This is a genomic window from Dysgonomonas hofstadii (assembly GCF_014196915.1).
Taxonomy (GTDB): Bacteria; Bacteroidota; Bacteroidia; order Bacteroidales; family Dysgonomonadaceae; genus Dysgonomonas; species Dysgonomonas hofstadii.
In genome coordinates, this window is the sequence record NZ_JACIEP010000008.1 from 21,207 (window position 1) to 34,262 (window position 13,056).

At 34.9% G+C, this 13,056-nt stretch carries 12 protein-coding genes; 4 read left to right on the forward strand and 8 right to left on the reverse strand.

The features are described 5' to 3' along the window. Positions 1 to 132: 132 nt before the first annotated feature. A complete protein-coding gene (locus GGR21_RS11705) occupies positions 133 to 1,515 on the reverse strand; it encodes a tyrosine phenol-lyase (protein WP_183307416.1) in 1,383 nt (460 codons plus the stop codon). A gap of 297 nt (positions 1,516 to 1,812) precedes the next feature. Here GGR21_RS11705 and GGR21_RS11710 point away from each other — a divergent pair, with 297 nt between their 5' ends. After that, a complete protein-coding gene (locus GGR21_RS11710; protein ID WP_183307417.1) occupies positions 1,813 to 2,343 on the forward strand; it encodes a hypothetical protein in 531 nt (176 codons plus the stop codon). Between the two features lie 83 nt (positions 2,344 to 2,426). Here GGR21_RS11710 and GGR21_RS11715 read toward each other — a convergent pair whose 3' ends face one another. The 5 genes from GGR21_RS11715 to GGR21_RS11735 all read right to left on the reverse strand — a co-directional run bounded on the left by GGR21_RS11715 (position 2,427) and on the right by GGR21_RS11735 (position 7,136). Further along, entirely contained in the window at positions 2,427 to 3,272 is an 846-nt protein-coding gene (locus GGR21_RS11715; RefSeq protein WP_183307418.1) for a PepSY-like domain-containing protein, read from the reverse strand. A gap of 17 nt (positions 3,273 to 3,289) precedes the next feature. Continuing rightward, positions 3,290 to 3,730: a PepSY-like domain-containing protein gene (locus tag GGR21_RS11720; RefSeq protein WP_183307419.1), complete on the reverse strand. Its 441-nt coding sequence runs from the start codon at positions 3,728 to 3,730 to the stop codon at positions 3,290 to 3,292. 90 nt (positions 3,731 to 3,820) lie between these two features. Next, positions 3,821 to 5,092: a sensor histidine kinase gene (locus GGR21_RS11725; RefSeq protein ID WP_183307420.1), complete on the reverse strand. Its 1,272-nt coding sequence runs from the start codon at positions 5,090 to 5,092 to the stop codon at positions 3,821 to 3,823. A 6-nt stretch (positions 5,093 to 5,098) separates the two neighbouring features. Beyond that, on the reverse strand, positions 5,099 to 5,776 hold the full coding sequence (locus GGR21_RS11730; protein ID WP_183307421.1) for a response regulator transcription factor: 678 nt from the start codon (positions 5,774 to 5,776) through the stop codon (positions 5,099 to 5,101). Between the two features lie 214 nt (positions 5,777 to 5,990). Beyond that, the gene (locus tag GGR21_RS11735) at positions 5,991 to 7,136 is read right to left on the reverse strand and encodes an aldose epimerase family protein (RefSeq protein WP_183307422.1); all 1,146 of its coding nucleotides are present in this window, start codon (positions 7,134 to 7,136) and stop codon (positions 5,991 to 5,993) included. Positions 7,137 to 7,395: 259 nt separating this feature from the next. On the opposite strand from GGR21_RS11735, the gene GGR21_RS11740 reads away from it, so the two are divergent. The 3 genes from GGR21_RS11740 to GGR21_RS11750 are packed head-to-tail and all read left to right on the forward strand — an operon-like array spanning position 7,396 to position 9,850. Next, a complete protein-coding gene (locus GGR21_RS11740; RefSeq protein ID WP_183307623.1) occupies positions 7,396 to 8,364 on the forward strand; it encodes a polyprenyl synthetase family protein in 969 nt (322 codons plus the stop codon). Between the two features lie 18 nt (positions 8,365 to 8,382). Further along, complete coding sequence (locus tag GGR21_RS11745; protein ID WP_183307423.1) at positions 8,383 to 9,093, forward strand: hypothetical protein; 711 nt, start codon at positions 8,383 to 8,385, stop codon at positions 9,091 to 9,093. Next, positions 9,080 to 9,850 (forward strand): TatD family hydrolase, encoded by a 771-nt coding sequence (locus GGR21_RS11750; RefSeq protein WP_183307424.1) that lies wholly within the window; start codon positions 9,080 to 9,082, stop codon positions 9,848 to 9,850. The genes GGR21_RS11745 and GGR21_RS11750 overlap by 14 nt, the downstream gene beginning before the upstream one ends. Before the next feature lie 213 nt (positions 9,851 to 10,063). On the opposite strand, the gene GGR21_RS11755 is transcribed toward GGR21_RS11750, so the two are convergent. Beyond that, positions 10,064 to 11,284 carry a hypothetical protein gene (locus GGR21_RS11755; protein ID WP_183307425.1) on the reverse strand — a complete coding sequence of 407 codons (1,221 nt, stop codon included), beginning with the start codon at positions 11,282 to 11,284 and terminating at the stop codon, positions 10,064 to 10,066. 108 nt (positions 11,285 to 11,392) lie between these two features. Beyond that, the gene (locus tag GGR21_RS11760) at positions 11,393 to 12,481 is read right to left on the reverse strand and encodes a hypothetical protein (RefSeq protein ID WP_183307426.1); all 1,089 of its coding nucleotides are present in this window, start codon (positions 12,479 to 12,481) and stop codon (positions 11,393 to 11,395) included. Between the last annotated feature and the right edge of the window lie 575 nt (positions 12,482 to 13,056).

Consider the following 13,056-nt stretch of genomic DNA (forward strand, 5'->3'; position numbering starts at 1 on the left):
CAGATTTTGGTTAGATATTTGAATTACAAAATTATAACTAATAAAAAAAGTCCGCAACAAAAAACAAAAAAAAGAAGACTGCCTGAAAAATTCAAACAGTCTTCCATTCCCTAACGTTATCTATCTAATATCTTATAATTCTTCGAAACGAGCCTGGAAGAATCGCAAGAATTTAGGTTCATATACCATCTTCAAACCTTTGGCATTCGCTCTGTTCTTGTACATCTCTATGATGCTCCATGCAGCAACATCGAAATGAGACTGCGTATATACACGGCGGGGAATGGTCAGCCTAACAAGTTCCAGTTCGGGGTAATAATGATCACCTGTATCTTTATTTCTTCCAGCCGAAACGATACCACGTTCCATACCACGCACACCGCATTCAACATAAATATCTCCTGCTAGTTTTTGTGCGGGAAACTGGACCTGTGGAATATGTGAATAGAATTTTTTGGCATCTATAAACACACCATGTCCACCCACAGGCAATACGATAGGCACACCTGCTTCGTGCAACAGATTTCCAAAATATTCAACCTGTCTTACACGGGATGCCACAGAATCATCCTGTATGGCCTCGATCAATCCCTGAGCCATAGCTTCCATATCGCGTCCGGCCAATCCTCCGTAAGTAGGCATTCCTTCATAAACCACAATAAGGCTGCGCAATTCGTCGAACAGGTCATCATCATTACACATCACCAGCCCGCCGATATTTACATACAAGTCTTTCTTTGCACTTACTGTAGCGGCATCACTGTATGAACAGAATTCGCGGTTGATATCCTCCACGCTTCTGTTCCTGTAACCCTCTTCACGTTGCTGGATAAAGTAAGCATTTTCGATATTACGTGTAGCATCGAGCACTACCTTTATACCATGCTTATGAGCCAGTTCCGACAAAGCCTTCATATTTGCCATGCTCACAGGCTGTCCTCCGGCCATATTCACAGGCGCGCCGACTGTTATATAAGCCACATTTTCCGCACCTTTTTCTTTGATCAGTTTTTCAAATTTTTCAAGATCGATATTCCCTTTGAACGGATGATCGGACTGGCTTTTATGAGCCTCATCGATAATAACATCCACAAAAGTACCTCCGGCCAGTTCCTGATGCTGACGGGTCGTTGTAAAATACATATTCCCGGCCACATACTGCCCGGGCTTGATCATACATTTACTCAGCAGGTTTTCAGCTCCTCGTCCCTGATGTGTAGGCAGGATATATTTATATCCATAATATTTACGGCATATCTCTTCCAGATAGTAATAACTGCGGCTGCCGGCATATGCCTCATCGCCGATCATCATTCTCGACCATTGCTGGTCACTCATCGCATTGGTACCACTATCGGTAAGCAGGTCGATATACACATCATCGGCATGTAGCAAGAATGTATTCCATCCGGCTTCTTTTATGCATTCGAGACGATGTTCACGGGTAGTTGTTTTCAATGGTTCTACAACCTTTATACGATAGGGCTCTGCCCACGGTTTTTTAGTAAAAGCCATATACTCCTGATTTTTTATGGTTAAACAATAGTTTATATTATCGGTTTTCACGGAAAGATACTTATTTTCTCAACAAGCACCGCTTTGTATCAAATTGACATTTCAGAAAGTCACCATCCACAAATATAAGATTAATTACACGAAATAATAAAGAATAAAACCACTTTTTACTGCCCTTATGTCATTTTAATCTAAAAGAAATTATTTATGATATTATAAGTGCAAATTGTATTTATAATCAAAAAATAGTATCTATTTTTATAGTAAATAACAGACAGATATAACTCCTCAAATTTTATGAAAAACTGGAATATGGAAAAACAATTATTATTTAAAATCAGAGCCCTAACCGTCTTCTATATTTTCGCCTTGTTCTTTTGGGGAATAACCGCATTTCCGCTGGAAAGTGAGATAAGAATTGTAACTAATATTTTGGGTATAGATGTAAATCTTCCACCAGAAACATACGATGGCTTCAATGGATGGATAGCGACTGTTGCCAATGGTATCATCAATACAAATATGAATTACCCGTTTCTGGCATATGGCACAGACTGGCTGGCCTTTTCACACATAGTAATCGGAATAGCTTTCCTTGGGGTATACTTTAAACCGGTGAGGAATATCTGGATCGTTTATTTTGGCATGATAGCCTGTATAGGGATATTGCCTTTAGCTTTAATATGCGGGCCGATCAGAGAGATTCCTTTCTTCTGGAGATTAATTGATTGCTCTTTTTGCCTGCTTGGCATCATTCCATTATTACTTTTAAGGAAGTATATAAAACAACTGGAAGAGTTGATAGGATATACTCCGTCTAAATACTAAGAACGAACAAGGAGGAGCCCAAAGCTCCCCCTCAATATAAAAAGTTATAATCACAGGATAGGATGAAGATAAACAACCTGTCCTTAATTTATGACATTTCCATCTTCGGTTACCTTAATTGTTATTTCACTATTTCCTTTTTCAAGTTCGAGCAAATAATAGCTACCCTGCGATGTTTCTACGAATTCAGCATCATCTATATAATAACCTGAATATTGAGCACTATTAACAATATTTGCCACAACCTGAGGTAACGCAGATACCCTGATATCCCATGAAGTATACAACCACTGGTTATTCAAATCGAAAATAACTTCTTTACCTAAATTATCGTGAATAATGTCTACCTCAATACGACTATTTTCATATTCGATCTCTATTATTCTTGCTTGCGGATACTTTTCATTAATAAAAGACTCTATATCTGCAGGAGTTGATTGAGAAAGATAGTTTTCATAACTATTGTTATCGTTATCAGCAATAGTTTTTATCAGAATCCCTTCGACACTGTAGTACAGATCTATTTCCTGATTCTGTAATTCGACTTCTATAATATAGATAGTTTCCGAGTCTTTGCGCTCCAGCATGTCTACATCGTCTATTTTCCATGTGCTGTACTCACTTCCTTCAAAAGAATCTTTAACAGCCTGAGGCAGCGAGCCATATGGTATATCAGTTTCGGTCATATACCATACCCCCTTTGAGTCGAACCAGGCCGATGTTTCTAAATTGTTATTAATAAAGTCTGCTACTTTGTAGTCCCCCTTATTCTCCCATTCAACACGTTGTGCTGACGGATATTTTTCCGAGAATGCTGAACGCACTTCTGTTGGTACAATATCCCAATTAGAATCATCACTGTCACAGCTTACAAATACAAACGATATTGTTAAAATAGCGGCTAATAAGTAAAATGTTTTCCGTTTCATAATTGTGTTTTTTTTATTTAGTTATCGATATCAATCAAATTAAACTTCGAATCGAATGTTAAATCCAATCCATTTACAAGTTCAACCTCATAACGGTTGCCACGCTCTTTCTCTATCTTGCTTATTTTGATATTAGGATAGTTTTTCGATACATAATCCTTTATTTGCACGGGGATAATATCAACCGGAAGCTCTGTATACTTACAGTCCACTTCTTTCCACAACCCTTTTTTGTCAAAATCCACTTTATTACCATTGGTGAAAATCACTTCGTAGGATTTCTCGAAAAAATCACTTTCCATTTTCACTAATGCAATTGATTTTTCATCAAAATGCTTTTTTATAAATAGCTGCGATTGCTCTGGTAACTGTGCAAAATTTATTGGCTTATCATCACCTGCTTTAATTGTAGATTGTATAGCAATCAGGCCAAAAAAGAGAATAATTAGTTTTTTCATAACATCTTTATTTTACATTTATATTATATGAAACAAAGATGAATGTGAAATCTGAAAAGTTTATGAAATAATGGGATTTAAACCGTTTTTTTAAATACAAATTTCGAAACAATGCAAATTGTCCTCGAAAGAATAATCCAGATGAAGCTTTTCCATATCACAGATTGATTTTACTAATGCCAGGCCTAATCCGGTAGAACCTTCTTTTTTATTCCCCTGATAGAATCTTTCAAAAATAAGTTTTGCATTCAGTGGGAAATCCTGTCCTGTGTTTTTGAAAACTATTTTAGAAGGGAATACTTCTATATATATATGTCCGTCAGGAATATTATGTACATAACAGTTCTTTATGAGATTATTAATAAGGATACTTGCTAATGTTTCATTCATGCATATATTAAAAACTCCTGTTTCTTTTATTTCCATATGAATATTCATATGAGAATATACTTCCATATAATCCTGTATGAATTTATTGATCAGAGAATTTAATTTGATATTATGTTTCTCTGTAAACTGCCTGTTATCAATTTTAGAAAGGAGTAATAGCGATTTATTTAGTTTCGTAATATATTCCAAAGTCTGCTGGACTTTAGCTAATTCTTCAAGCTGGCTTTCTGAAAGGATCTCATCTTCCATCAAATTTTCCAAACGGTTGCAACAGACAGCTAAAGGGGTTTGCATTTCGTGCGAAGCATTTCCTATAAATTGTTTTTGTTCCTCAAAAACCTCTTCTGCCCGCTGCATATTTCGGACAACAGTTTCATTTAGTTTTCTATATTCGGTTATATCGGTTTCATTTTCCAATGGAGTGTTTTTACCACCTATATTATAATTGTCCATCCATGCCAACAACTTATACAGCGGACGATTGCTTCGTTGATATACCCATACGTTAACGAGAATAATTACAAGAAGAAGCCCTAAATAAAGAAAAATGATCCAGTAGAGGATCGCTTCTTTCAAATCTTTTTTCTCGATAGTAGGAGTAAAGACTACAAGCTCATAATATTTTTCATTTTCATCCTTGTATATGGTAGAGAGGATGCGCGCAGGCTCGGTTTCCCGTTTTTGCGGGATATAAACCATAGAATCGATATAGCTGACATGAGGCTTACTTAGCGCATATTCGGGTGTTATCTCCGATAAATAGTATTGATTGTTGGTGTTGCTGCTTTCTGACGGCAGTTCTTCCCCAGCCAGAAAACGAACAATAATTTGCTCGGAGTAATCTTCCAGTGAATCGTCTATTTCATCATTTATCTCATCCATTATGGTAATATAGAAAAAACCGGCCCATAATGTCAGCACAATGCTAAGAATAATTGAAAGACGAATAATAATGCGATAAATTAATTTCATATACGTCTATTCGGTTACCATCTTATATCCTATACCATACACAGCTTTTATTTCCACATCAGCTCCCGATTCTTTGAGTTTCTTTCTCAGATTTTTAATTTGAGCATAAATAAAATCAAAATTATCAACCTGATCGATATGGTCACCCCAGACGGATTCCGCTAAAGTATTTTTGTTGATAAGCCTGCCACAACGATTAACGAAATATAGCAATATGTCATATTCTTTACGATTGAGATCGAGCTCTTTGTTGAGAACCGTTACCTTGAAATCGTCAGGGAATATCTTCATATTTCCTAACTCGATAAAAATTTCCCCGTCATTTTGCTTACGGCGTATAACACTCTTAATCCGGGCAATGAGCTCGGCCAAATGAAATGGCTTTGCAAGATAATCATCTGCCCCCAGTTCCAATCCTGCAACTTTATCTTCCAGCGAATCCTTTGCCGAAATTATAATTACGCTATCCCGTTTATGCATATTCTTTAATTCATCCAAAAGGGATAATCCGTTACCATCGGGAAGCATGATATCAAGCAAAATACAATCGTAATTATAATCTTCGAGCTTTTGTATGGCAGAATTATAGTCTGATGCGCACTCTACCACATAGCGCTCCTTTTCTAACGCTTGTCTGATCAATTCCTGCAAAGAAGGTTCATCCTCTATTATCAATATCTTCATAATGCATGCATCTTAATCTTTGCTAAATAACAGAAAAATTCTGAATTAATTCTGAAAAGACTAATTTACTAATTTAAAAGCACAAAATATTATAGAAATTAATTTTACAATATCTCTCTTTAAAATTTGTAGCACGAAAAGAACGAAGGATCTCCTTTTTAAAGAGATCCTTCCGTTATTAAAAATGATAAAGTAAAATTATTTCTTTGACAACTTATTTCTTTACAGAGAATTTATAAATTGTTTCACTCTCATATTTTTCACCCGGGCGAAGAGTAGCCGAAGGCCAGTCTTTTTTATTTGGTGTATCGGGATACTTCTGAGTTTCGAGACAAACTGCTGTACGATGCCCGTATACTATACCTTTCTTTCCTGAATGTGAACCATCCATAAAGTTTCCGGCATAGAACTGAATTCCGGGTTCTGTTGTATAAACATCCATCATAATACCTGTTTTCGGAGATTCCAGTGTTGCAGCAACTTTTGTCAGGTCTCCTCCTGTATTTAACACATAGTTATGGTCATAGCCCTTACCATTCTTCAACTGATCGAATTCGAAATTATCGATTCTTTTGCCAACAGGAGTCGGTGTACGGAAATCCATATCGGTACCTTCTACTGTAAGTATCTCTCCGGTTGTCATGAAAGTAGAATCTACCGGAGTATACTGGTCGGCATTGATAAATAATAACCAATCAGAATTCTTCTGGTTAGGATCTCCATCGAGATTGAAATATGAATGATTTGTAAGGTTAACCACAGTCGGCTTATCTGTTTCTGCTTCATATTTCAGATGTAGTGTATTGTCATCTCCAAGAACATAAGTTACTTTACAAGTAAGGTTTCCAGGGAAGCCCGCTTCTCCGTCTTTCGACAAGTAGGTTAATTCTAATGTTTTATCATCTATCTGATTGGCATCCAGCACCACTGTGTGGAAGCCATTGTCGCCGCCATGCAGTGTATGCCCGAAATTATTAGTCGGAAGACTATACATCACACTATCAATTTCGAATTTACCAAAGCCTATGCGGTTCCCATAACGGCCAATAAATGCGCCGTAGTTATTGCCTTTGGTAGTAATATAGTCTTGTACCGAGTCAAAACCTAACACAACATCCTTAAAGTTTCCGTCTTTATCTGGAACCATCACCGAAACGATACGTGCACCAAAGTTCGTAACACAAACTTCCATACCGCCGGTATTTTTTAATACATACAGGTCAGTTTTCTTTCCGTTAACTTCTGTCTCAAAGTTTTTCTTATCCAACCCAGACTCTGTTAATTTCCCAACTGATGCTTTTTCATTACAACTTGCAAGAATAAAGGTTGCAGCCAGCGCCGCAATAAATGATTTTTTCATAATAGGTTATCTTTTAGGAATTTGATTTATCACTATTTTCGTTTTATATTAGATTTGGTATCCGGAAAATTATAAGAATTCTTATATGATTTACCTCCTGCTTTCAAAACCATAAAATTAGGAATAAAATCAAATTAAATTGATATTTTTTAGAATATTTTGTTTTTTGGTGCGAATAGACTACCTTTACAGAACTTTGACTAAACATTCGCAAAACCTAATGTTATTTTAACAAATAAAATATAATAATATGAATCCGGTGTACAGTTTCGACAAAGTTCTGGAAATAGTGAATTCCAATATCGACAAGATAGAATATAAGCATAATCCTGAAACACTTTTTGAACCGATAACATATATCCTTTCCCTCGGAGGAAAGCGTGTGCGTCCGGCATTGGCCCTGATGTCCTACAACTTATATAAGAATGATGTCGAACGTGTTATTCCAATAGCCCTGGCCATAGAAATTTTCCATAACTTCACTCTGCTACACGACGATTTAATGGACAGAGCCGATATGCGTAGGGGTAAGCCAACCGTACATATTAAATGGGATGATAATACTGCTGTCTTATCGGGCGATGCCATGCTTATAGAAGCATATAAAGAGATCGCAAAGGTAGAATCGCAGTTTTTGCCGGAAGTGCTGGAGCTCTTTTCCAATACGGCTACAGAAATATGTTGTGGACAGCAACTGGATATGGAATTCGAAAAACGTACAGATGTTACTATCCCCGAGTATATCGAAATGATTCGCCAGAAAACTGCCGTATTATTAGCCTGTGCTCTTAAAGAGGGGGCAATAGTAGCAGGCGCATCTGATTATGACGCAAATAATCTCTACGATTTCGGAATAAATGTAGGCCTCGGGTTCCAGCTTAAAGACGATCTGCTTGACGTATACGGTGACAGTAAGAGCTTCGGGAAAAGAATAGGCGGCGATATCTTATGCAATAAAAAAACCTACCTACTTATAAATGCCCTGAGCGACAACAGTACAAAAGAAGAACTTATGGCATGGATCAACAAGGTCGATTTTAACGAAACTGAGAAGATAAAAGCAGTGACCGGTATTTATAACAAACTGGAATTGAAACAAAAATCGGAATCTCTTATTAATGAATATTATAAGAAAGCAATAATCTGCTTAGACAAAGTCGGCATACAACAAGAAAAGAAACTTGAACTATATAAACTCGCAGAAAACCTAACGGTGAGGATTTCTTAATAAAACCGCCCATAACTTATGCCATACCGACGACTACCAAACACAGATAATGCGCGGATAAAAGCCTTGAAAACAGCGATAGAGAAAAACAATTCGCTTTTTGGCGAAGGTGTTATACACCTCAATATCCGTAATTTGGAGATAAAGTTGCGCAATTTCGAAAATGCGCAAAGGAGCTACAAAGAAAGCCTGGAAACCCAGGCTGCTGCAAACCGGAAATTCCAAAGACTGGTGAAAAATGCCAGATTGTATATTTCCCATTTCATACAGGTCTTCAACTTTAGCGTTATACGCGGTGAAATAAAGAAAGAGACGAAACATCTGTATGGTCTCGACCCGGATAACTTTACTGTCCCGGATCTGAGTAGCAACGATTCTATCCTCTTTTGGGGCGAAAAAATAATAAAAGGGGAGCAAACCCGCCTGTCACAAGGTGGAGGCGCACCGATATACAATCCGACAATAGCGCGTGTGAATGTAACATTCTCCTTGTTCAAGGATGCTTATTTTGCCCAGAGAACATATCAGAATACGACTACCCGCCAACTAGACACGTTGAGCGAACAGCGTAAGGATATAGACGAAATGCTGATTGTCGTATGGAACCAGATAGAATCAGCCTTTGCTAACCTAACTGGTAACGATCGTATCGAACGGTGTAAAGAATATGGAGTAGTATATTATCTACGTAAAGAAGAAAAAGAAAAACTGGAAAGTGAAAATAATTGATACACACTCTCATATATACTCCCAGGAATTTGACACTGATCTTGATGACGTAATCAGCAGGGCGAAACAGGCAGGAGTTAAAAAGATACTAATGCCCAATATTGACGTAGAGTCTATTGATCGTTTACATCATGTCTCTGAGAAATATCCGGAATATTGCATCCCTATGATGGGCTTGCATCCGACAAGTGTTGGTGAAGACTGGCAAGAACAATTAAATATAACAAAAGATCATCTCGCCAGACATAAATACATTGCAATTGGCGAGATCGGGTTGGATTTATATTGGGACAAGACCTTCAAGCAAGAACAGAAAGCTGTGTTTGAAGAGCAGTTAAAGTGGAGCATCGAATATAATCTTCCTGTTGCAATACATTCCAGAGATGCAATATCCGAATGTGTCGAATGCATCGAGAACGTTGGAACAAGCAGCCTTAAGGGAGTATTTCATAGTTTTGGAGGTACAGAAGAGGAATTAAAGGCAATCCTCAACCTAAATAACTTTCTGTTAGGAATAAACGGAGTTGTTACATTCAAGAATTCTACTCTGCCCACTGTTCTTAAATTAACAGACCTCTCACAGATTATCATAGAAACAGATGCACCTTATCTGGCTCCTGTTCCATACAGAGGTAAACGTAATGAATCATCATATACTTTAAAGGTTGTTGAAAAACTTGCAGAGATATATAATACTACTCCGCAGGAAGCAGGAGAAATAACGACAGAAAATGCGATAAAGTTGTTCAGCTTATAAAATAAATTCTATCTTTGCATTCGCAACCAAAAAGGAGAGGTGCTCGAGTGGTTGAAGAGGCACGCCTGGAAAGCATAACAATCTGAATTTTATTAAAAATATATCTAACTGTATAATAGTCTTTTACAGGGTGATTTCTTTATGCTTGAATAGTAGGTTTATAGATTTGTATACACTTTTGTAGTCATTTGGTGTCTTAGGGTTAATATTCTATTAATTTTCTTGTACAACTAGGTGTTTATTTTGTAGCATATATTCAGCTTCTTTTTGCATATCTAAGACTGCTAAATTATAATATTTTGAGAAGTCAGGATGCAAAATTAAAAGTGCCATCTTTCCAATTTTTAGATTGTAATATTTTTCCAAAATAAACCTGTGAATATTTTGCTTTAAGCAGGCTTTGTGATATTCACTACTAGGTGTCTTATTCATGCCATGTAATCCCACTCCATATTCTCTAACTGGAATTACATTTCTTTCTTCATCAAATAATTTATTTGATCTAATCCAATCACACATAGTATAAGAGCCATCAGCATCTTTAAATATTAAATCAACTGAACCTATAACTTCATGTTCAGGGCTATATATAAGCCAATCTGTTTTATAAATATTAGGTTTTATTTCTTTTTCTACCAGATTTTTAAAAATTGAAAACTCTTTAGATATGTCATATTCTAAATCAGATACTTTTTTATTAGGACTATTGAAACTAAAAGAATATTTCATTTCAACTTTTTTGTTTTGAAAATAATTTTCAATTTGCATATGTAGGTGTCTTCCTAGTTCTTTTCCCAGACTACTATCATGTTTCCATTTATCTTTTATTTCCTGTATACTACAATTTTCTTGAATAGCTTTCTTTCTTGCTTTTTCTTCTAAATTAAAAGGGAAGAAGCCTCCTATTATATCTCTGACAGGGGTTAAAAGATATTCTTTATTATGGTAGTATGAATCTGTATCTTTATGATAGAATAGGTAGTAATCTCTTTCTTGTATATTTCTAAGATTATGACCTTCTAATGAGATTTTTTTTATGTCACTATTGTAATTATTACTTTCAGATTTAATAATAGTTTCTGGTTCTATAGGAGAATTATCTATTATTACTTCTGCATCAGATTCAGATGTTTTTCCTGTTTTAAATTCTTCTGTAATAGAGTTTGATTCACTTGTTAGCAATTCATTCTCAATCTTTCCAGAAGGTTCTGAATCTACAATGTCATCTTCTATTATAATTTCATTAGTAGTTGTTTCTTCTGATTTGATTGGAGTTTTTTCAATTTCAATAGTAATAGGTTTGTAATCTCCATTTGCCTTTTTTGTTTCTGTAGACCTATCTTTCTTTTTGTCAGGAAATAATCTTGTCAGAAAAATTAGTATAATACCAACTAATAATACAATCAGAAGAATTTGTTCAAAAGCCAAAGCCATAGTATAAGATTTATAATAAACAGTGATAATATCTACACAAAAATAGTAAGTAATATTTAACATTTCATTAAAGACTACTTACTATTTCATTAAAATGGAGAATTGTAATTATAAATCAATTATTTCTCTTATTGAGATTAAGTAAGGTTCATTATTTTCTTCTGATTCTTTTTCTCTACTTAATATGTTTGATTTGTATATCATATATGAATACTTTTCAACCCATTCTCCTTCTTTGTTATATACAAATTCATATCTTTCACTGAAATTTGGATTTATTTTTATTCGTCCTGAATCATTGTCCAAAGTCTTATAAATATAAGATTCCAAATCTCCATGACTATTATATTTCCATTCTTTAATATAGGCTATTGGAGTATATTCTATGTTTTCATAATAGTTCTCCCTAATATATTCTTCTTGTTCTTCTGGAGACAAATTATTTGGTACTTGAAAATGCATTGCAGCAGTTTGACCTTTCATTTCCTCTTTGATTCTCCTATTTTTCTCATCATAAGTAAAGGAGAAGTCTTCTTCTTTGTCCACCCTTCCATATTTATAATACTCATTTATAATTCGTAGTAGTTGACCTTCTGGATTAAAGATTTCAGTACCCTTTTCAATTAATTCATTGGAAGAATCTGCTTTCTTTTTAAATTTTCTGAATGTTTTTATTGTTAAGCCATCCTTAGATGGGGATTGCTCTATAGTAGTTTTTGTATCACCTTGCATTATCTCACTTCTTTCACCTTTGTTATTATAGTGATAGCTCTTTGATTCTAAATACTCTGCAAAAATATCTCCACTTACAACTAGCTCAATTAGTTTATTTTCAGCATTTCTTATATATAATGCAGAATCTATATTTTCCCTTTGTAAAGAATATATTTTCTCCAAAAGTTTTTCTTTGGGAGAATGATAAATATACTTATTGATAGCATATCTACCTTTTAAAATTCTCAGAAGTTTATTATTATTTTCATCATAATATATTGTATCTGAAAGGTTTTCACTTCTACTATATTCTTCTCCACAAATCCATTTTCCTTCATGCTGTATTGGGGTATAGTGTGTTGTGATTATGCATTTTCTTGCTTCTATAGGAACAGTATTAATATCTTCTTTGTTAGAATGTTGCTTCTCTACACAACTTGTAATTAATATTATACTGATTAAGATTGAAAAATTTAATTTCATACTTTTTCTTTTTAGTAGCCATACCTACAAAAAGAAGGTGTGACTATCACTTATTAGTATCCAAGGTATTACCACACACCCCAACCACATAACAAGGAGCCACACCCTATTAGAGGATGTAGCATTCACTTATTACTGCTGTGGTTAATTAAAAAGTGGTAATTTTAGGATAACACAAGCAAAAAGCAAATACTTCTTTCTAAAAATATGTCTTAGTTAAACTTATATATTCATTCGCAATTATTTAATTCTTAGTATACTGCAAAAATACAAGATTTAAACAGATATACATCAAATATTCAACTACTTTTTGATTTAAGTCCTTCCAATTCATTTATAGGTGTGGCTGTGAGTTAGGGTAATAATAAATTCATTAAATAATACTTTCTCTGTTTACTATTTCTTCTTTCTGGTAGGTCTATCCTCATAGCATATTATATACATAATAATATACCCTATGACAATGTGACCTATTATTTGTAAAAGTGTTCCCATAAATTAATAATTAAAAGCCCCATCCATTACTGAATGAGGCTAATACAACAATAATAAAAAAAGAGATAAATATCTTAATG